At 71.5% G+C, this 20136-nt stretch carries 16 protein-coding genes; 11 read left to right on the plus strand and 5 right to left on the minus strand.

Features of this window, described 5'->3' with window-relative positions; translation table 11 throughout:
• Positions 1-63: 63 nt before the first annotated feature.
• From pheS to AC067M_RS13800, 5 genes are all read left to right on the plus strand, one after another.
• The gene (gene pheS, locus AC067M_RS13780; protein ID WP_478697208.1) at positions 64-1185 is read left to right on the plus strand and encodes a phenylalanine--tRNA ligase subunit alpha; all 1122 of its coding nucleotides are present in this window, start codon (positions 64-66) and stop codon (positions 1183-1185) included.
• Complete coding sequence (gene pheT, locus AC067M_RS13785) at positions 1185-3707, plus strand: phenylalanine--tRNA ligase subunit beta (protein ID WP_478697209.1); 2523 nt, start codon at positions 1185-1187, stop codon at positions 3705-3707. Before pheS ends, pheT begins: the two co-directional genes overlap by 1 nt.
• Positions 3708-3867: 160 nt before the next feature.
• Positions 3868-4947, plus strand: coding sequence for a PP2C family protein-serine/threonine phosphatase (locus tag AC067M_RS13790; RefSeq protein ID WP_478697210.1), 1080 nt, complete (start codon positions 3868-3870; stop codon positions 4945-4947).
• 198 nt (positions 4948-5145) lie between these two features.
• A complete protein-coding gene (locus AC067M_RS13795) occupies positions 5146-6486 on the plus strand; it encodes a transcriptional regulator (protein ID WP_478697211.1) in 1341 nt (446 codons plus the stop codon).
• A 63-nt stretch (positions 6487-6549) separates the two neighbouring features.
• Complete coding sequence (locus AC067M_RS13800; protein WP_478697212.1) at positions 6550-7095, plus strand: NUDIX hydrolase; 546 nt, start codon at positions 6550-6552, stop codon at positions 7093-7095.
• A 40-nt stretch (positions 7096-7135) separates the two neighbouring features.
• Here AC067M_RS13800 and AC067M_RS13805 read toward each other — a convergent pair whose 3' ends face one another.
• Together AC067M_RS13805 and AC067M_RS13810 are read right to left on the minus strand one after the other, a co-directional pair.
• Positions 7136-7393: a hypothetical protein gene (locus AC067M_RS13805; protein WP_478697213.1), complete on the minus strand. Its 258-nt coding sequence runs from the start codon at positions 7391-7393 to the stop codon at positions 7136-7138.
• 184 nt (positions 7394-7577) lie between these two features.
• Positions 7578-8453 (minus strand): 3-hydroxybutyryl-CoA dehydrogenase, encoded by an 876-nt coding sequence (locus AC067M_RS13810; protein ID WP_478697214.1) that lies wholly within the window; start codon positions 8451-8453, stop codon positions 7578-7580.
• Positions 8454-8627: 174 nt separating this feature from the next.
• Between AC067M_RS13810 and AC067M_RS13815 the strand changes: the two genes are divergently transcribed.
• A complete protein-coding gene (locus AC067M_RS13815; RefSeq protein WP_478697215.1) occupies positions 8628-9842 on the plus strand; it encodes a glycoside hydrolase family 10-like protein in 1215 nt (404 codons plus the stop codon).
• 327 nt (positions 9843-10169) lie between these two features.
• Here the strand turns inward: AC067M_RS13815 and AC067M_RS13820 are convergent, their stop codons facing one another.
• Entirely contained in the window at positions 10170-10376 is a 207-nt protein-coding gene (locus tag AC067M_RS13820; protein WP_478697216.1) for a DUF1918 domain-containing protein, read from the minus strand.
• 91 nt (positions 10377-10467) lie between these two features.
• Positions 10468-11433 carry a DMT family transporter gene (locus AC067M_RS13825; RefSeq protein WP_478697217.1) on the minus strand — a complete coding sequence of 322 codons (966 nt, stop codon included), beginning with the start codon at positions 11431-11433 and terminating at the stop codon, positions 10468-10470.
• On the opposite strand from AC067M_RS13825, the gene AC067M_RS13830 reads away from it, so the two are divergent.
• From AC067M_RS13830 to AC067M_RS13840, 3 genes are all read left to right on the plus strand, one after another.
• Complete coding sequence (locus AC067M_RS13830; protein ID WP_478697218.1) at positions 11432-12931, plus strand: aminotransferase-like domain-containing protein; 1500 nt, start codon at positions 11432-11434, stop codon at positions 12929-12931. The two genes, AC067M_RS13825 and AC067M_RS13830, sit on opposite strands and share 2 nt — an antisense overlap.
• 26 nt (positions 12932-12957) lie before the next feature.
• Entirely contained in the window at positions 12958-13395 is a 438-nt protein-coding gene (locus tag AC067M_RS13835; RefSeq protein WP_478697219.1) for a GNAT family N-acetyltransferase, read from the plus strand.
• A 104-nt stretch (positions 13396-13499) separates the two neighbouring features.
• Complete coding sequence (locus AC067M_RS13840; RefSeq protein WP_478697220.1) at positions 13500-14093, plus strand: histidine phosphatase family protein; 594 nt, start codon at positions 13500-13502, stop codon at positions 14091-14093.
• Here the strand turns inward: AC067M_RS13840 and AC067M_RS13845 are convergent.
• A complete protein-coding gene (locus tag AC067M_RS13845) occupies positions 14075-14521 on the minus strand; it encodes a DUF6314 family protein (protein WP_478697221.1) in 447 nt (148 codons plus the stop codon). The two genes, AC067M_RS13840 and AC067M_RS13845, sit on opposite strands and share 19 nt — an antisense overlap.
• Before the next feature lie 135 nt (positions 14522-14656).
• Between AC067M_RS13845 and AC067M_RS13850 the strand changes: the two genes are divergently transcribed.
• Positions 14657-17146, plus strand: a complete 2490-nt coding sequence (locus AC067M_RS13850) for an alpha-L-arabinofuranosidase C-terminal domain-containing protein (RefSeq protein WP_478697222.1) — start codon at positions 14657-14659, stop codon at positions 17144-17146.
• Between the two features lie 223 nt (positions 17147-17369).
• Entirely contained in the window at positions 17370-20042 is a 2673-nt protein-coding gene (locus AC067M_RS13855) for a YfhO family protein (protein ID WP_478697223.1), read from the plus strand.
• The last annotated feature ends 94 nt before the right edge of the window (positions 20043-20136 follow it).

Here is a 20136-nt window from a genome sequence, read left to right on the forward strand (position 1 = left end):
TCTGATCTCTGAGTGAGTCGGTGACGGGGACCTTCAGCCAGCCAATCGGAAGCACGGGAAGAGATGTCGGCACCGAATAAATCGTACGACCCTGTAGAGGTCGAGGCGTTGAAACCGGAAGAGATCGAGCGCATGCGGGACGAGGCGCTCGCCGCCTTCGCCGCCGCGGACTCCCTCGACGCGCTCCAGGAGGCCAAGGTCGCCCACACCGGCGGCACCTCCCCGCTGGCCCTCGCCAACCGCGAGATCGGCGCCCTGCCCCCGCACGCCAAGGCCGCCGCCGGCAAGCTGGTCGGCCAGGCCCGCGGCGCGGTGAACAAGGCGCTCGCCGCCCGCCAGGCCGCGCTGGAGGCCGAGCGTGACGCGCGCGTGCTCGTCGAGGAGGCCGTGGACGTCACGCTGCCCCACGACCGCGTACCGGCCGGCGCCCGCCACCCCCTCACCACGCTCTCCGAGCGCATCGAGGACGTCTTCGTGGCCATGGGCTACGAGGTCGCCGAGGGCCCGCAGGCCGAGGCCGAGTGGTTCAACTTCGACGCCCTCAACATCGGCCCGGACCACCCGGCCCGCGGCGAGGCCGACACCTTCTTCGTGCAAGGCCCTGACGGCGGCACCGAGTCCGGCGTCGTCCTGCGCACCCACACCTCGCCCGTGCAGATCCGTTCGCTGCTCGACCGTGAGCTGCCGGTCTACGTGATCTGTCCCGGCGTCGTCTACCGCACCGACGAGCTGGACGCCACGCACACCCCCGTCTTCCGCCAGGTCGAGCTGCTGGCCGTCGACGAGGGCCTGACGATGGCCGACCTCAAGGGCACGATGGACCACATGGTCCAGGCCCTGTTCGGCGAGGGCATGAAGACGCGACTGCGCCCGAACTTCTTCCCCTTCACCGAGCCGTCCGCCGAGATGGACATGGTGTGCTACGTCTGCCGCGGCGATTCCGTCGGCAACCCCGACCGGCCCTGCCGCACCTGCTCCAGCGAGGGCTGGATCGAGCTGGGTGGCTGCGGCATGGTCAACCCGAAGGTGCTGACCGCCTGCGGCGTCGACCCGGAGAAGTACAGCGGCTTCGCCTTCGGGTTCGGCATCGAGCGGATGCTGATGTTCCGCCACAACGTCGAAGACATGCGAGACATGGTCGAGGGTGACGTCCGGTTCACCCGGCCGTTCGGGATGGAGATCTGATGCGGGTCCCGCTTTCCTGGCTGCGGGAGTACGTCGACCTGCCGGCGACCGAAACCGGCCGTGACGTCCAGGCCAAGCTCATTTCGGCCGGGCTGGAGGTCGAGACCGTCGAGCACCTCGGCGCCGACCTCAAGGGCCCGCTGGTGGTCGGCCAGGTGCTGACCATCGAGGAGCTGGAGGGCTTCAAGAAGCCGATCCGCTTCTGCACCGTCGACGTCGGCCAGGCCAACGGCACCGGCGAGCCCCAGGAGATCGTCTGCGGCGCCCGCAACTTCGCCGTCGGCGACAAGGTCGTCGTCGTCCTCCCCGGCGCCACGCTGCCGGGCGGCTTCTCGATCTCGGCGCGCAAGACCTACGGCAAGACCTCGCACGGCATGATCTGCTCCAGCGGCGAGCTGGGCATGGGCGACGACGGCACCCACGGCATCATCGTGCTGCCGCCCGAGACCGAGGTCGGCAAGGACGCCATCGAGCTGCTGGAGCTGGTCGACGAGGTCCTCGACATCGCCGTCACCGCCAACCGCGGCGACTGTCTGTCGATCCGCGGCGTCGCCCGCGAGACCGCCATCGCCTACGGTCTCTCGCTGCGCGACCCCGCGCTGCTCGACGTGCCGGGACCCAACGCCTTCGGCTACCCGGTGAAGGTCTCCGACCCGCTCGGCTGCGACCGCTTCACCGCCCGCACCGTCACCGGCCTCGACCACGAGGCCCGCTCCCCGATCTGGCTGCAGCGCCGCCTGCAGAAGGTCGGCATGCGCCCGATCTCCCTCGCCGTCGACATCACCAACTACGTGATGATGGAGCTCGGCCAGCCGCTGCACGCCTACGACCGCTCGCTCGTCCAGGGCACCATCGGCGTGCGCCGGGCCGAGGAGGGCGAGAAGATCGTCACCCTCGACGGCGTCACCCGCACCCTGCACGCCGAGGACCTGGTCATCACCGACGACCGTGGCCCCATCGGTCTCGCCGGCGTCATGGGCGGCGCGAACACCGAGATCGCGGACCACGACGACACCGGGGACGCGGCGAACGCCACGACCGACGTGGTCATCGAGGCCGCCCACTTCGACGCGGTCGCCATCGCGCGCACGGCCCGCCGTCACAAGCTGTCCTCCGAGGCGTCCCGCCGCTTCGAGCGCGGCGTCGACCCGCAGGCCGCGGCCGCCGCCGCCCAGCGCACGGTCGACCTGCTGGTGCTGCTCGCGGGCGGCACCGCCGAGGCCGGCGTCACCGAGATCCTCGCGCCGTCCGCGCCGCACACCATCACCGCCCCCGCCGACCACCCCGACAAGGTCGCGGGCGTCACCTACGGCCGCGAGACCGTCGTACGGCGTCTGCAGGAGATCGGCTGTGACGTGTACGGGCAGGACGAGCTGATCGTCACCGTGCCGTCGTGGCGGCCCGACCTCACCGAGGCGAACGACCTCGCCGAGGAGGTCATCCGCCTGGAGGGCTACGAGAACCTGCCCTCCACCCTGCCCAAGCCGCCCTCGGGCCGCGGTCTCACCCACCGGCAGCGGCTGCACCGCCGGGTCGGCCGGGCCCTGGCCGGAGCGGGCTACGTCGAGGCGCCGAACTACCCCTTCGTCAGCGAGCAGGTCTTCGACCAGCTCCTGCTGGAGACCGACGACCCGGCCCGCCGCGTCGTCAAGCTGGTCAACCCCCTCAACGACGAGGAGCCCGCGCTCCGCACGTCGCTGCTGCCGGGTCTGCTCGGTGCCCTGCGGCGCAACGACGGCCGGGGCACCCACGACCTCGCGCTGTTCGAGACCGGGCTGGTCTTCCACCCGCGTGAGGAGCAGCGCGTCGCCGGGCATCTGCCCGTCGACCGGCGTCCGACCGACGAGGAACTCGCCGCCCTGAACGCCGCGCTGCCCGAGCAGCCGCGCCATGTCGCCGTCGTCCTCGCGGGCGCCCGCGAGCAGGCCGGCTGGTGGGGCAAGGGCCGTACGGCCGACTGGGCCGACGCGGTCGAGGCGGCGCGCACGGTCGCCCGTGAGACGGGTGCCGAGCTGACCGTCCGCAGCGGGCAGTACGGGCCGTGGCACCCGGGCCGGTGCGCCGAGCTCGTCGTCGTCGCCGACGGTACGGAGCGGGTCGTCGGCCACGCGGGTGAGCTGCACCCGCGCGTGGTGAAGGCCCTGGGGCTGCCGGAGCGCACCAGCGCGATGGAGCTGAACCTGGACGCCCTGGAGCAGGCCGGTGACGGTACGCCCCAGGCGCCGAGCATCTCCACGTTCCCCGTGGCCACGCAGGACGTCGCCCTCGTCGTCGACCAGTCCGTACCGCACGCGGACGTCGAGGCGGCGCTGCGTGAGGGCGCGGGTGAACTGCTGGAGGGGATCCGGCTGTTCGACGTGTACGAGAACCCGGAGCAGCTGGGCGAGGGCAAGAAGTCGCTCGCGTACGCGTTGCGGTTCCGGGCGGTGGACCGGACGCTGACGGTCGACGAGGCGTCGGCGGCGCGGGACGCGGCGGTCGCCCTCGCGGGTGAGCGGGCGGGGGCGGTGCTGCGGGGCTAGCCCGCATACCCCCACATTCGCCACTCAACGGTTACCTCACTCGATTGAGTGATAAAGGCGGGTGATCTGGCCCTTTTGGGTCAGCTGCCGACAGAATCGGACCGGCCCCTCGGGGCCGGTCCGATCTCCGTTGTCAGGGCCTGTCTGGGGGGCCGTCGGCATGATCCGCATCAAGGCTGGGGTTCCCCGTGGAGTGCGGCCCTTCGTGTTCGGGCTGCCGCTCATGTGGGGTGCGCTGGCGATCACGTACAGGCTGGTGTGCCCGCTCGCCCGGCAGGGCGACCTGGGGGCGCGGCTTTTCACCACGACGGTCTTCTTCGCGCTCGGCACCGGGCTGATCCTGCACGTCCGCCGGGCTCTGCTGCAGGAGCTCAGGCAGGCCCGCCGGGTCGCGCGGGCCGCTCAGAACGCCCTGCTGCGGCCGTTGCCGGCCCGCGTGGGCGGACTGCACACCGCCGCCGCCCAGCTCTCCGCGGACAGTGGGGCCCGGGTCGGCGGTGACCTGTACGAGGTGATCGCCACCGAGCACGGCGTACGGGTGGTGATGGGCGACGTACGCGGACACGGCCTCGCCGCTCTCGGCACCGTCGCCGCCGTGCTGGGCAGCTTCCGGGAGGCCGTGCACGACGAGCCAGAGCTCGGAGCCGTACTGCGCCGACTCGACCGGGCGCTCGCCCGGCACCTGCGTGAGCGGGCAGGCGACGAGCACCCGGTCGTCGAGGAGTTCGTCACCGTACTGCTGCTGGAGATCCGCCCGGACGGCGAACTGCTCTGTCTGAACTGCGGTCACCCCTGGCCCTACCTGCTGACCGGCACCCGCGTCGTACCGCTCGCCGACGCGGATCCCCTCCCGCCCCTCGGCCCGTTTCCGCTGCCGCGCGACCTCCCCGCCGAGCCCGTCGGTCGCCTGCTCCTCGGCGAGTCCCTCGTCCTGCACACGGACGGTGCCGAGGACGCCCGGGACGCTCATGGCCGGTTCTTCTCCCTGCCGGACGCGATCGGGGAGGCGATGCGAGGCCGCCCGGTCACACCGCAGACGATCCTGCGGGTCGTCCTGTCGGCACTCCTGCACCACACGGCGGGCAGGCCCACCGACGACATCGCCCTGCTGGTCCTGCACAACGACCGCGACAGGGCCCAGTGCGGCTCACCTCCAGGGGCGCGGGGCAGCGACATCAGCGGCTCCGCCGCGCGGGCGCGACCAGCCCCCACCCACCCGCACCCGACAAACCACCGCTGAAGCCGGCGCAGCGCCGGGCCGCCGTACTGTACGAGGGGGAGCCGGCGGCCCGGCTGGCCTCTTGCGAGGTATTTCAGTCAACCGGGTGGGAACTCTCCGCAACAGCGCGCACACAGCCCGGATTCGCGCACTCCGTTCACACCCCGTGTGAAGGCGCACGCACTACCCTGACGGCACCGAGCCACCCGGGGGGCACCCATGCAGCCCAACACCTTGCTCGACGCGATCCTGGACGAGGCCGGGATCTCGCACGCGGGGCTGGCCGCACACGTCAACCAGGCGGGACGGGCACGCGGTCTCGCCCTGCGGTACGAACACACCGCCGTGGCGCGGTGGTTGAAGGGCCAGCGGCCGCGGGGCCAGGTGCCCGACCTCATCTGCGAGGTGCTCGCCGGCCGGCTGCACCGGCCGGTCACGCTCGACGACATCGGCCTCGGCGTCCCCGGTGAGCCGTCCACCCCGCACGGCACCTCGCTCTCCGGCTTCGTCGAGCGGGCCACCGCCCTGTGGCGCTGCGACGAGCAGCAGCGGCCGCACATACTCGGCGCGCCCGCCGTCACCGGAACGCCCGCCGTGATGCCGGTGTGGGAGTGGGAGAACCCGCCCGAGGACGTGGACGTCTCGCGCGGCGGCCGGCACCGGGTCACGTCGGCCGACCTGGAGATGCTGCGCGCCGCCCGCGCCCACTACGAACAGATGTACCGCAAGGCCGGCGGCATAGCGACCCGCGCCCGCATCGTCGGCTTCCTCAACGCGGAGGCGGCCCCCCTGCTGCGCGGCAGCTACACCGACGCGACGGGCCGTCAACTCCACCGGGCCACAGGCGGGTTGGTGGCGATCGCGGGCATCTGCGCGTACGACTCCGACGCGCACGGTCTCGCCCAGCGCTACTTCCACCAGGCGCTGCGGCTCGCGAAGGCCAGCGGGGACCGGGGCCTCGGGGCGTACGTGATCGCGCTCCTCGTCAACCAGGCACTGTTCATGCGGGAGTACCGGCAGGCCGTCGCCTTCGCCGAGGCCGCGCTGCGCACCGCCGGCAAGCACATCACGCCCGCGCTGGCCTCCGACCTGTACGCGATGCAGGCGAAGGCGTACGCCCACCTCGGCGACGGCACGAGCGCGCTGTCCTGCATCCGGCGGGCGGAGACGGCCGCCGGAAACATCCGGCGCGGCTACGAACCCGACGAGACCGGCTATGTCCAACCCGGCCTGGTCAACGTCCAGGTGGCGGAGGCGCTGCTCAGTCTCGGCGAGCTGGCGGCCGCCCGGGAGCACGCCGCCGCAGCCGTCGACAACCCCGCGCACGACCGCGGGCGGGTGCACCGGCTGGCCATGCTCAGCACGATCGAACTGCGTCAGGGCAACGCCGACAAGGCGGTGGACACGGCGGTGCGGATGGCCGAGGCGGCCCGGGGAATGGAGTCCCAGCGCCTGCGGGACAGACTCAGGGCGGTGCGCGAGCACCTCGTCCGCAGCGGCGGCGCGGGCACGGCCGAGGCCGCCGAACTCATCGACGGGGCACTGCGCGTACCGCTGTAGCCATCGGAGAGTCACAGTCCCTGCTGCGATATTGCCACTTACTCGACGGAAGGTGGCAGAACCGTGCAGTGGACGAAAGAGAACGAACAAACGGTGTATGAAAACCGCTGGTTCAGCGTCAACCTCGCGGACGTCGCACTACCGGACGGTCGGCACCTCGACCACTTCCTCATACGACTGCGGCCCGTCGCCGTGGCCACGGTCGTGAACGAGGCCAACGAGGTCCTCCTCCTGTGGCGTCACCGCTTCATCACGGACAGCTGGGGGTGGGAACTCGCGGCGGGCGTCGTCGAGGACGGCGAGGACATCGCCCGCGCGGCCGCCAGGGAACTCGAGGAGGAGACCGGCTGGCGACCGGGGCCCCTGCACCACCTCATGAGCGTGGAGCCGTCCAACGGCCTCACCGACGCCCGGCACCACATCTACTGGTCGGACGAGGGCGAGTACCTCGGGCACCCCGTGGACGACTTCGAGTCGGACCGCCGGGAATGGGTCCCCCTCAAGCTCGTCCCCGACATGGTCGCCCGTGGGGAGGTCCCGGCCGCCAACATGGCGGCCGCGTTACTGCTGCTGCACCACCTCAGGCTCGGGCAGGACGCGAAACCCTGAATCCCCCGTGCGTCCCCCGCGGCTTGTGCCGCAGCAGGCGCTAGTGGCCGAAGGCCTGCCAGACCGTCACCACCAGGGCTCCGACGGCCACCACGGCCGCGAGCGAGGGCAGCGGCCATCGCGCGTGTTCCAACGTGACGATGCGGGTGCTCAGTTCGTCCAGTTCCTTGGCGGCCTCTTCGGTGCGGTGGGACAGCAGGGCCAGTCCTCCCTCGACACGGGCGTACGCCACGTCGAGGCGGCGACGTAACTCTGCGAGTTCTCCAGGGGCCACGGGATGCTCGGGATCGGCGGTCACGTGTCCACTCCTTTCCGTAGTCGTCTCACGTCCCTTGCATGCGCATGATGAGTGAACTCGCCTGGTGGACGGGTGGGGAGAGTGTGCGAGGGGCATATGCGGGTCCGGAGCGCACACGGTGTGTGAATGGCGCGGGCCCGGCACTCCGCGGAGTGCCGGGCCCGTTGGTCGTCACCGATCGTGGTCAGCCGTAGGTGTAGAAGCCGGAACCCGACTTCCGGCCCAGCCGGCCGGCGTCCACCATGCGCTGGAGCAGCGGGGGAGCGGCGTACAGCGGCTCCTTGTACTCCTCGTACATCGAGTGGGCCACCGAGGCGACCGTGTCGAGACCGATCAGGTCCGACAGCTTCAGCGGGCCCATGGGGTGGGCGCAGCCCATCTCCATGCCGTTGTCGATGTCCTCGCGGCTGGCGATGCCCGACTCGAACATCCGGATCGCGGAGAGCAGGTACGGGATCAGCAGCGCGTTGACCACGAAGCCCGAGCGGTCCTGGGCGCGGATGGCGTGCTTGCCGAGCAGCTTCTCGGTGAACAACTGCGCCCGGCTGAGCGTGCCCTCGGACGTGGTGAGCGCCGGGATCAGCTCGACGAGCTGCTGCACCGGGGCCGGGTTGAAGAAGTGGATGCCGATGACGTGGTCGGGCCGCGAGGTGGCCACCGCCAGCTTCACCAGAGGGATCGAGGAGGTGTTGGAGGCCAGGATGGCGTCCGGCCGCGTCACCACATGGTCGAGCACCTGGAAGATCTCGGTCTTGACCTGCTCGTTCTCGACGACGGCCTCGATCACCAGCTCCCGGTCGGCGAACTCGCCGAGGTCGGTGGTGAAGCCGAGGCGCGCCTGCGTCGCGTCCCGCTCCTCCTCAGTGATCTTGCCGCGCTCGGCGGCCTTGGCCAGGGAGTTCAACAGCCGGGTACGGCCGATCTCCAGGGCCTCGCCGGTGGTCTCGGCGACCTTCACGTCCAGTCCGGCGCGGGCGCACACCTCGGCGATGCCCGCGCCCATCTGACCGCAGCCCACCACTCCGACGCGTGCAATGTCTCCCGCTGGGATGCCCGTCACATCGTCCCTTTCGCTGCTGCTCTACCGCTCTGACAGTACGCCGTGATGCGGTGCCTGCTCCGACCGTGCACGTTACCGCCAAGTACCGATGATCGATCGCCGGGGTACGGCATCCTGGGGCGCGGAGACGGTCCGTGACGGCACGGATCCACGGAGTGCGGGGGTGTGTGGGGCATGGGACGACCGACTCGGCGGGCGTTCACGCTGGCCGCGATGTCGATGCTGGCGATGGGCTCGGCGCCCGCCCCGGGACACCGGCGCGCGGTGACCGAGATGCGGGGGATGTGGCTGGCGACCGTGAACAACCGGGACTGGCCGTCCCGGCCCGGCCTGAGCGCCGCGCAGCAGCGCGCCGAGCTGCTCGCCCTGCTCGACCGGGCGGTCCGCAACCGGCTCAACACCGTGATGTTCCAGGTGCGGCCCACCGCCGACGCGCTGTGGTCCTCGCCGTACGAGCCGTGGTCCCAGGTCCTCACGGGCACCCAGGGCGCGGATCCGGGCTGGGACCCGCTCGGCACGGCCGTCGCGGAGGCCCACGCGCGGGGCCTGCAGCTCCACGCCTGGTTCAACCCGTACCGCATCGCCCTGCACGCCGACCCGTCGAAGCTCGTCGCCTCCCACCCCGCCCGCAGGCACCCGGACTGGGTGGTGACGTTCGGCGGGCGGCTCTACTACAACCCCGGGCTGCCCCAGGTCCGCGCCTTCGTGCAGGACGCGATGCTGGACGCGGTGCGGAAGTACCCCGTGGACGCCGTGCACTTCGACGACTACTTCTATCCGTATCCCGTGCCGGGCCAGACCTTCGACGACGACGCGGCCTACGACACCCACGGCGGCGCCTTCCCGAACCGGGCCGCCTGGCGGCGGGACAACATCGACCGGCTCGTGCGCGAGACCGCCGCCCGCATCAAGGAGATCCGGCCCGCCACGCAGTTCGGGATCAGCCCCTTCGGCGTGTGGCGCAACGCCTCCAGCGACCCGCGCGGCTCGGACACGCAGGCGCTTGAGTCGTACGACGACATCCACGCCGACACCCGCACGTGGGTGCGCGAGGGCTGGATCGACTACATCTGCCCGCAGTTGTACTGGCACATGGGCTTCGCCGCCGCCGACTACGCGAAACTCGTGCCCTGGTGGGCCGAGGTGGCGCAGGGCACGAGGACGAAGCTGTACGTCGGTGAGGCGCTGTACCGGGCGGGGGACCCGGCGCAGGCGGCGGCCTGGCAGGACCCGGCCGAGCTGTCCCGGCACCTCACCCTCGCCAAGGAGCACCCACAGGTGCGGGGGCACGTGTTCTTCGCGGCCAAGGACGTATCGGTGGACCGGATCGGCGCCATGGCCCGGACAGTCGCCGACCACTACCGGGAGCCGGCGCGGCCACCCCGATGACGAGTCCTCTTGCTGCGGGCGCCGTTCACCACGCGGTCGGCCACGACGCGCTCGACGAAGGCGGCGACCCGGTCCAAGGCCTCCACAGCCTCGGGCAGGATGCCCCGCGGACGGGCCAGGCGTGATGCCTGCCGGGCCAGAGTCGCCGACCGCAGTGACCTGGGGCCTCTCGTTTGGATCACGCCGCAGACGCGGGGCATGGCATGCGCATCTGCGGCGCAGTGATCCGAACGACGGGGGCCTGGGGCCTTTCGTTTGGATCAGGTCGCAGGGAAGTGACGGGGGCTGTTCGACCCCGCGTCTGCGGCGTGATCCAGACGACGGGCCCTAGCGGCCCATCGACGGGCCGGTCTGCCTGTGACGGATCTCGGTGTCGGGACCCGGCGAGCAGACGCCCACGTGTCCGTCCTCGAAGCGGACGCGGTACGGGGGGTTGCCCTCGTGGCCCATCACTTCGACGATTTCGCCGACCTTGTCGTGCTGACCGACCACCCTGCCGTGCTGGACAAGCTGGTCGCCCACGGTTGCGTGCATCTGGGGGCCTCCTCACGCGAGCGGGAGCGGCGGTCCGTGGCTTTGAGTCTACGGCGGAGGGCGCCGGCGGAAAGGGGACCCGGGGGCCCACTCAGCCTCGCGCCCGCTGGGTGACCGCGATGCAGACCAGTACGGCAGCGGCCGTCACGGGGGCGGCCGCTGTCAGGTGCTCGCCCAGCAGCAGCACCGACCACACCAGTGTGAGCAGCGGCTGGGCCAACTGCAACTGGCTGGCCTTCGGGATGCCGATGGCCGCCATGCCCCGGTACCAGACGACCAGCCCGAGGAACTGCGAACCAGCCGCCACCCACAGCAGCCCGGCCACGCTGTGCGCGGTGAGATGCGCGGGCTGGTGTGCCAGAGCGAGCGCGGCGGCGGGTACGGCCAGGGGCAGGCACAGCACCAGCGCCCAGCCGATCACCTGCCAGCCCGGCATGATCCGGGCCAGTCGGCCGCCCTCGGTGTAACCGGCCGCGCACACCAGCAGAGCGCCGAACAGGTACAGGTCGGCCGTGGTGAGGGCGCCGCCGCTCTGCTGCACGGTGAACGCGAGCACCGCCGCCGCCCCCGCGAGCGCGGCCACCCAGAAGGTGCGGGAGGGTCGGCTGCCGACGCGCAGGGCCGAGGTCAGGGCGGTCGTCAGGGGCAGCAGGCCGACCACGACGGCGGCATGGGCGGTGGTCGAGGTCTCCAGGGCGAGCGTCGACAGCAGCGGGAAGCCCACGACCACTCCACCGGCGACGACCGCGAGCCCGGGCCAGTGCCGCCGAGCGGGCGGCGGAACCCGCAGGGCCAGCAGACAGGCCCCCGCGATCAGTGCCGCGAGGACACTGCGCACAGCCACCAGCGCCCAGGGCCCGAACCCCTCCAGCCCCAAGGCGGTGGCCGGAAAGGTGAGCGAGAAGGCGACGACCCCCAGTCCGGCCTGAAGGACACCGAGCCCGCGGCGCTCGCGGGGGGTGGCGCCGGGCGCCGTGACTCGCGTCGTGCACGGTGCTGTGTTCGGAGGGGTGACTGCTATCCGGGGCGACTCAGTAGCGCTACTCTTTGCTCTCATGAATGAGCGTAGCAGTGTGGGTGAGCTGGCGGACACGCTGCGGCGGGAGCTCGACCGCTACTCTCCCGGTGGAAAGCTCCCGTCGAGCCGGTCCCTGGTCGAGCGGTTCCGGGTGAGCCCGGTGACGGTGTCGCGGGCCCTCGCGCAGCTGGTCGCCGAGGGACTGGTGGTCACGCGGCCCGGCGCCGGCGCGTTCCGGGCCCGGCCCCGCGCGGCGAGCGCTCCCGCGGGGGACACCTCCTGGCAGGAGGTCGCGCTCAGCGCGGACGGTGTCGGCGACCTCGTACCGCGCACCGTGGACGCCTCCGGCGTGACGGTCTCGCTAGCGGCCCCGCCGCCCGGGGTCGTCGAGTTCAACGGCGGATATCTGCATCCCTCGTTGCAGCCCGAGCGGGCGATGTCCGCGGCTCTGGCGCGGGCGGGACGGCGGCCCGGCGCCTGGGGGCGGCCGCCGCTGGAAGGGCTGCCGGAGCTGCGCGAGTGGTTCGCGCGCGGCATCGGCGGCGCGGTCACCGCGGCGGAGGTACTGGTCACCGCGGGCGGCCAGTCGGCCCTGACGACGGCCCTCCGGGCGGTCGCACCGCCCGGCGCGCCCGTGCTCGTGGAATCGCCCACGTACCCCGGCATGCTGGCGATCGCCCGGTCCGCGGGCCTGCGCCCGGTGCCCGTGCCGGTCGACGCGGACGGCGTACGGCCCGCGCTGCTCGCCGACGCGTTCCGGGCGACCGGCGCCCGGGTCTTCGTCTGCCAGCCGCTCTTCCAGAACCCGACGGGCGTCGTCCTCGCCCCCGACCGGCGCGGCGAGGTACTGCGGATCGCACGGGAGGCGGGCGCGTTCGTCGTCGAGGACGACTACGTGCGGCGGCTCGTGCACGAGGACGCCGGACAGCTGCCGCGTCCGCTCGCCGCCGACGACCCCGACGGAGTCGTCGTGCACGTCGGCTCGCTCACCAAGGCGACCTCGCCCAGCTTCCGGGTCAGCGCCCTGGCCGCGCGCGGTCCGGTCCTGGAGCGGCTGCGCGCCATCCAGGTCGTCGACACCTTCTTCGTTCCCCGCCCGCTCCAGGAGGCGGCACTCGAACTGGTCGGCTCACCGGCCTGGCCCCGCCATCTGCGGGCGCTGGCCGCCGAGTTGAAGGCCCGTCGCGACGCCATGACGACCGCCCTGCGCCTGGACCTCCCCGAACTCACCCTCCCGCACGTCCCGTCCGGCGGCTACCACCTCTGGCTGCGCCTCCCCGACGGCGCTGGGGGCACCTCCCAGGCTTTCGGCTCTGGGGGAGAGCACGCCCTCACGGCGGCCGCCCTCCGCGCGGGCGTCGCGATCACCCCGGGCCGCCCCTACTTCAGCGCCGACCCCCCGGCAGGGCACGTCCGCCTGAGCTTCGCGGCGGTCGCGGGCACGGGCGAGATCGCGGAGGGCGTACGACGGCTGCGTACCGCCTGCGACGAGGTGCTCCCCGGAAACCGTTCGGCATCCGGAAACCGTTCGACTTGAGGCCTCGCCGCTGTGAGGATCCCGCCATGACAGACACCCCGGGCCTCGCAGACGGCTACGAGATCTCCACCGACCCCGACCGCATCGACGTCGAGCGTGTGCATCGCTGGCTGTCGACCGACGCGTACTGGGCGATCGGGCGGGCGCGGGAGAAGCAGGTGCGGGCGATTGCCGGATCGCTCAACTTCGGGGTGTTCGACGCGGCTTCGGGGGAGCAGGTCGCGTATGCGCGGGTGGTGACCGACCAGGCCACCTTCGCATGGCTGTGCGACGTCTATGTGGATCCGTCCGTGCGGGGCAAGGGGATCGGGACGGCGATGGTCGAGGCCGTGCGCGCCCACCTGACGCCGTACGGGCTGCGGCGCATCCTGCTCGCCACCGCGGACGCGCACGGCGTCTACGAGAAGGTCGGCTTCCGGCCGCTCGTCGAGCCAGACCGGTGGATGGCGCTCGTTTTCGACTGACTTGCCCGGGCGCGTCCGGACATTTCAGCGAGGTTCGGCGCAGCCCCGATAACTGGCCCGTAACGCCTCTTGACCTGCGCACTTCTGCGGCTCACCATCGCCGCATGGCGCTTCGGGTCACGTTCGTCGCAGCCGCGCGCAGCTCTCCGCTGCTGGCGGAGCGTTTCGAGGACGACCGGCCGTTGGACCAGGCCGGCTGGGACGAGGTGCAGCATGTCGCCGGTGGCCTGCTGCTCCTCGCGGTCGCCGAGCTGCGCTACTGCTCGCCGACACCGCGCAGCCGCGCCACCGGGGACGCCCTCGGTTATGCGCCGCTCGTGCAACCGGCCCTGCGGGACTGCGACATGGGCCGCTGGCGCGGGCTGACGCTCGGCGAGGCGATGGCCCGGGAGCCGGGGGCGGTGGACGCCTGGCTCGCCGACCCGCGCGCCACACCGCACGGAGGCGAGTCACTGCTGGGCTTCATCGCCCGGGTCGGCGGCTGGCTCGACACCCGGCCCATCGAGGACGGCGGCCGTATCGTCGCCGTGGCCGAACCTTCCGTGATCAGGGCCGCGCTGGTGTACGCCCTCAAGGCGCCGCCGTCGTCGTACTGGAACATCGACGTCCGCCCCCTCTCGACGACCACCGTCACGGGCCGGGCGGGTCGCTGGAACCTCCGCTTCGACGGAGCGTCCACTCAGCCCTCGCGCGCGTAGTCCGTCGTCAGGACGAGGTCCTTGGCCGGGCCGCCCACCCGCCAGACCGACCGCCAGTGGTCCGCGTCCCGGACGGTGAACTCGCCCCGGTAGAGGTCGGCGGCGCAGGGGTGGTCGGTGACGTGCCGCCCGGACGTCAGGTCCAGGTCGTGGAAGGGCCGCCCGTCGGCGAAGCGGACGTCCGCGGTGCCGTGCGTCGGGCCCGGCAGGAAGCGCAGGGTGCGCTCGGCGGGACGCGCCACGCCCTGCCAGACGAAGGTGCCGAGCTCCCGGTGCCGTAGACCGCCTTCGTCGTCGAGCGGGCTGAAAACGGTCGTCCCCTCGAACCGACCCGCGTCCCCGCTCGCGAGATCCCGCACCGATCGTTCCACCCGCCACCTCCCGGCGAGGTACCTCAGAACGTCGGGCACTGGCCAGAACTCGCCCACCGCGCACCGCCCTCCGTCGCATCGGTTCCTGTGCGACCCATTGACGCACTCCCGCCCCCTCCCTATCTTGCCGTTCGAAGTGCTGATCAAGATTCGATATTTCGAACAGCGACACACCTGAGCCGCGGAGTATCCATGTCACGCAGCACCACCCCCACCCGCTGGAGACTCGGTCTCACTGCGACGGCCGTCCTGGCGGCCGCCGCACTCGTCCCGGTCCCCGCGCACGCCGAGACGACCACCGACTACGCGATCAAGGTCGACCCCACCGCCAAGGGCGCGAAGATCGACGACACGATGTACGGCGTCTTCTTCGAGGACATCAACCGCGCCGCCGACGGCGGTCTCTACGCCGAGCTCGTGCAGAACCGATCCTTCGAGTACTCCACCGTCGACAACAAGTCGTACACCCCGCTGACCTCCTGGACGGTCGACGGCACCGCGCAGGTCGTGAACGACGACGGCCGTCTCAACGACCGCAACCGCGCCTACCTCTCCCTGGGTGCCGCCTCGTCCGTCACCAACGCGGGGTACAACACCGGCATCCACGTCGAGCAGGGCAAGAGGTACGACTTCTCGGTGTGGGCGCGCGCCGCGAGCGGCACGACCCTGACGGTCTCCCTGCAGGACGCCGACGGCACGCTGGCCACGGCCCGCCGGGTGGCCGTACGCGCGGGCGGCTGGGCGAAGTACAAGGCGGCCTTCACCGCCACCCGCACCAGCGGCAACGGCCGCCTGACCGTCGCCTCCTCCGCCGTGACCGCCCTCGACATGGTGTCCCTGTTCCCCCGCGACACCTACAGGAACGAGCCCAACGGCCTGCGCAAGGACCTCGCCGAGAAGGTCGCAGCCCTGCACCCGGGCTTCGTACGCTTCCCCGGCGGCTGCCTGGTCAACACCGGCTCCATGCAGGACTACAGCGAGGCCTCCGGCTGGCAGCGCGCCCGGTCCTACCAGTGGAAGGACACCATCGGACCGGTCGAGCAACGCGCCACCAATTCCAACTTCTGGGGCTACAACCAGAGTTACGGCCTCGGCTACTACGAGTACTTCCGGCTCTCCGAGGACATCGGCGCGATGCCGCTGCCCGTCGTACCGGCGCTGGTGACCGGCTGCGGCCAGAACAAGGCCGTCGTCGACGACGCGCTGCTCAAGCGGCACATCCAGGACACCCTCGACCTCATCGAATTCGCCAACGGCCCGGTGACGTCGACGTGGGGCAGGAAGCGCGCCCAGATGGGCCATCCCAAGCCGTTCCACCTCACCCACATCGAGGTCGGCAACGAGGAGAACCTGCCAGAAGAGTTCTTCGCCCGCTTCAAGCAGTTCCGGGCGGCCATCGAGGCCACGTACCCGGACATCACGGTCATCTCCAACTCCGGTCCCGACGACGCCGGTTCGACCTTCGACACGGCCTGGCAGCTCAACCGGGACGCGAAGGTCGACATGGTCGACGAGCACTACTACAACAGCCCGCAGTGGTTCCTGCAGAACAACAACCGCTACGACTCCTACGACCGCAGTGGCCCCAAGGTCTTCCTCGGTGAGTACGCGTCCCAGGGCAACGCCTTCAAGAACGGCCTCGCCGAAGCCGCGTTCATGACCGGCCTGGAGCGCAACGCGGACGTCGTCAAACTCGCCTCCTACGCCCCGCTGTTCGCCAACGAGGACTATGTGCAGTGGCGCCCGGACCTGGTGTGGTTCAACAACCACGCCTCCTGGAACTCGGCCAACTACGAGGTCCAGAAGCTGTTCATGAACAACGTCGGCGACCGGGTGGTGCCGTCGACGGCCACGGGGACGCCCGCTCTGCAGGGCCCGATCACGGGTGCTGTCGGCCTGTCGACCTGGGCCACCAGCGCGGCGTACGACGACGTCAAGGTGACGGACGCGGACGGCAAGACGCTGCTCGCCGACGACTTCTCCGGTGACGCCTCGCAGTGGAGCCACACCGGTGGTGGCAGCTGGAGCGTCCAGGACGGCCAGTACGTCCAGAGCGACGCGGCCGCCGAGAACACGATGGTCTCGGCCGGTGACGTGAGCTGGCACGACTACGACGTGCACGTGAAGGCCACCAAGAAGTCCGGCAAGGAAGGCTTCCTCGTCGCCTTCGGCGTCAAGGACACCGGCAACTACTACTGGTGGAACCTGGGTGGCTGGAACAACACCCAGAGCGCGGTCGAGCAGGCCGTGGACGGTGGCAAGTCGACGCTCCTCTCCAAGGCGGGGTCGGTCCAGACGGGCCGTGCCTACGACATCGACATCAAGGTGCGTGGCCGCCAGGTGACCCTCTACCTCGACGGCAAGGAGTGGGGCAGCTTCACCGACGACAAGCCGGCCGAGCCGTTCCGCCAGGTCGTCACGCGCGACGTGAAGACCGGTGACCTGATCGTCAAGGTCGTCAACGCCCAGCCCAACGCCGCCCGCACGGCCGTCGACCTCGGCGGTGCGAAGGTGTCCTCCAGGGCCAAGGTGACCACGCTGGCCGCCGCGCCGGACGCCGTGAACAGCGAGACGCAGACACCGGTCACGCCGGTGGCGTCCACCTTCACCGGGGTCGCCGACAGGTTCACGTACACCTTCCCGGCGAACTCGATCACCTTCCTCCGCCTCAAGCAGAGGTAGCCGAACCAGCCGGGCGGGCCTGGGTGCACTCTCCCCAGGCCCGCCCGGCGCCATCCCCGACGGCACACCGGCCCGGCTGAGCACGGGCGGCCGACGGCTTCTATTTCCCACTCCTCGCGCGTATTCGGAATTCCACTCGTCACTTTCCAGTGGCGGCACAACCGTCCGGAAGAAACGCTCGTCTAAGACGGCGAAATCGACCACGGACGGGGGACTCCCGAAAATGCCCAGCCCGACCCTGCCCACATCCGCATTGCGCGGAAGTGGTAATGCTCGGCGCTTGGCCGCCCTGCTGGCCGCGGCCCTCACCGTCACCGCGTTCTGTGCTGCCGACGCCGTCGCCCGCAGCTACCCCTTCGGCCCGCGCACCCGCAGCGTCAACGACCTGGGCAACCAGTACGTGCCCTTCCACACCCACCTGTGGGACCTGCTCCACGGACGGGCCGAGGGCGGACTCCTCGTCAACTGGCAGTCGGGGTTCGGCACCAGCTTCCTGCCCGACCTCGGCACCTACCTCACCAGCCCGTTCGCCCTGCTCGTAGGGGTGTTCCCGCGGGACGAGATCGATCTCGCGGTGTACGTGATCACCCTGCTGAAGACGGCGACCGCCGGCGCCGTCATGGCCTGGCTGCTGCTCACCCTGCGCCCCGGCCGCTGGTGGGCGGCGGGACTGCTGGGCGCCTCCTACGCCCTGTGCGGCTGGAGCGTGGCGGACGCGGCCTACAACCTGATGTGGCTCGACGGCCTCATCGCGCTGCCGCTGCTGTGCCTGGTCGGCGAATGGATCCTGCAAGGCCGGCACCGGGTCCTCGGCGTGCTGGTCGTGACCCTCGCCTGGATCGCCAACTTCTACACGGCGTACATGGCCACCGTCGGCGCCGGTCTGGTGCTGCTGGTCAGGCTCCTGCTCGCCCGTCCTTCCCGCCGGCAGGCGCTCGCCGCGGCGGGCCGCGCCGGGCTGACCGTCGCCCTGGGTGTGGGACTGGCCGCTCCGGTGGTCGCGGTGGTCTACTTCGGCAGCAAGCACGCCTCTCCGGGCCGCTTCCGGGGGTTCGTCCCGGTGGCGGGGGAGGACTTCCTGGCCCGCCTGCTGCCGACGACGTACGGCTTCGGCACACCGGGCGTCTACGTGGGCATGACGGCGCTGGTGCTCGCCCTCGCCCTGCCGTTCCAACGGGCGGTGCCCCGGCGTGTGCGCGCCGCGTGGACGCTGCTCGTGGCCGGCATGGTGCTGTCGATGCAGTGGGCGCCCACCCAACTGGCCTGGCACGCCTTCGCCACGCCCCAGGGCAGTTCCTACCGCGAGACCTTCGTCCTGTGCGGGCTACTGGTGATCGCCGCCTGGTACGCGCTCTCGTACGGCCCACCCGACCTGCGCGCTCTCGGCGCGGCGGGCGCGCTGCTCGCACTGATCGCCGCCGTCGCGAGCAGGAGCGACCTGGTACGCCCCGTCGCCTGGCCGGTGCTGCTGCCGGCCGCCGGGGGCACGCTGCTCGGACTGGCCCTGCTCGGCCGCCCCGGCCGCCGCCCGCTCCCCGCAGGCCTGAGATCCACCACCCCGGCCGTGCTCGCCGTGACGTTGCTGGTCGGGGCGCAGCTCGGCGAGGCCACCGCCACCTCCGCCGTCGCCACCCGGCTCCGGTTCGGCCACATGGACGACTACGCGCCCTGGGGGCAGCGGCAGGAGAGCCAGGCGCGGGCGGTCGAGGAGGCCGACGGCTGGCCCCGCTACCGCACGGACCCGGGCCGGGAGCAGACCGTGGCCAACGATCCGATGGTGGTGGGCGGCCAGGGCGCCCAGTACTACAGCAGCCACACGTCCGACATCCTCAGCCGCACACTGCCCGCCCTCGGGGGCGGCTTCACCTCACGCGGCCGGAACCTGCAGAGCCTGGACAACGCCGTGACGGACGTGATCTTCTCCGTCGGCGCACGGGTGCACTCCCCGCCGGACCCCCACCAGAACTGGTTCCCGCAGGACGGCAGCCAGGTGACCGTGACCCGGCAGGCCGTACCGCCGCTGGTGACCGTACGGCCCTCCACCACCCCCGCTCGCCCGGGCGCGAACCGCTTAGGCTTCGGGCCCTCGCCGTACCGCAACCAGGAACTGCTGCTGGGCACCCGCGTGTACGACATCCCGCGGCTCACGGTCCGCACGAGCGCCGGCCGGCAGCCGTCCCGCAGCGGCGACGAGCGGCCCGGCCTGCGCATCGGCGATCCCGCTCCCGGCGTCGTACGGAAACCGACGATCACGGCCCGCTGCGCGGCCGGCAGCGAGGTGTACCTGTGGGCGCCGTACTTCTCGGGCACGGCGCGGGTCGCCGGTGACTCGGACGGCCCGACCGGGCGGTTCAGGTCCGACCACGGCACCAAGATCGCCGCCATGCAGCGGCTCGGCCGGGTTCCGGCCTCCGGCACCCTGCGGATCGAGCTGTCCCCGACCCGTATGAGCCTCGTCCCGGACGGAGCGGTCGGCTGCCTGGACACCGCCCGGCTGCGCGCCGCCGCCGAGCGCCTCACGGCCACCGGCGCCACCGACGTGTCCGTGTCCGACGGCACCCTCCGGGCGAAGCTCCCCGCCCACAGCGTGGGAACCGCCGTCGTCGCGGCACCCAGGATCGCCGGCTGGCGCTGCGCCCTGGGGGACACCCCGGCCGTACCCGCCAAGGAGTTCCACGGACTGATCGCCATGCCGCTCGACGGCTCCTCGACCCGACTCACCTGTTCCTTCCACCCACCCGGCCTACGGCTGGGCACAATCGTCGGGGCCGCTTCGCTCCTGGGACTGATTTTGTTCGGCGCCATTCCGGTCTTCCGTCGACGTGGTGCTGTTTCCCGGGGGAAATCCACGGTCGTCGCGAGCAATGTGAAACGAGCGAAAGACCTCATTCCTTGAGTGCTTGATTAACCTGTTGTTCTCTTGCGGTTTTCTGATTCTTCGCTCGGCATGCGGGCCGCTGGCCGGTCCGGCCGGTCCGGCCGACCCCGCG

This window comes from Streptomyces sp. NPDC043427, assembly GCF_056436655.1.

Excerpts from the sequence above, each read along its gene's own strand:
- pheS (WP_478697208.1), top strand. The coding sequence starts at position 64 with ATGTCGGCACCGAATAAATCGTACGACCCTGTAGAGGTCGAGGCGTTG.
- pheT (WP_478697209.1), top strand. The coding sequence starts at position 1,185 with ATGCGGGTCCCGCTTTCCTGGCTGCGGGAGTACGTCGACCTGCCGGCG.
- AC067M_RS13790 (WP_478697210.1), top strand. The coding sequence starts at position 3,868 with ATGATCCGCATCAAGGCTGGGGTTCCCCGTGGAGTGCGGCCCTTCGTG.
- AC067M_RS13795 (WP_478697211.1), top strand. The coding sequence starts at position 5,146 with ATGCAGCCCAACACCTTGCTCGACGCGATCCTGGACGAGGCCGGGATC.
- AC067M_RS13815 (WP_478697215.1), top strand. The coding sequence starts at position 8,628 with ATGGGACGACCGACTCGGCGGGCGTTCACGCTGGCCGCGATGTCGATG.
- AC067M_RS13820 (WP_478697216.1), bottom strand. The coding sequence starts at position 10,376 with ATGCACGCAACCGTGGGCGACCAGCTTGTCCAGCACGGCAGGGTGGTC.
- AC067M_RS13830 (WP_478697218.1), top strand. The coding sequence starts at position 11,432 with ATGAATGAGCGTAGCAGTGTGGGTGAGCTGGCGGACACGCTGCGGCGG.
- AC067M_RS13825 (WP_478697217.1), bottom strand. The coding sequence starts at position 11,433 with ATGAGAGCAAAGAGTAGCGCTACTGAGTCGCCCCGGATAGCAGTCACC.
- AC067M_RS13835 (WP_478697219.1), top strand. The coding sequence starts at position 12,958 with ATGACAGACACCCCGGGCCTCGCAGACGGCTACGAGATCTCCACCGAC.
- AC067M_RS13840 (WP_478697220.1), top strand. The coding sequence starts at position 13,500 with ATGGCGCTTCGGGTCACGTTCGTCGCAGCCGCGCGCAGCTCTCCGCTG.
- AC067M_RS13850 (WP_478697222.1), top strand. The coding sequence starts at position 14,657 with ATGTCACGCAGCACCACCCCCACCCGCTGGAGACTCGGTCTCACTGCG.
- AC067M_RS13855 (WP_478697223.1), top strand. The coding sequence starts at position 17,370 with ATGCCCAGCCCGACCCTGCCCACATCCGCATTGCGCGGAAGTGGTAAT.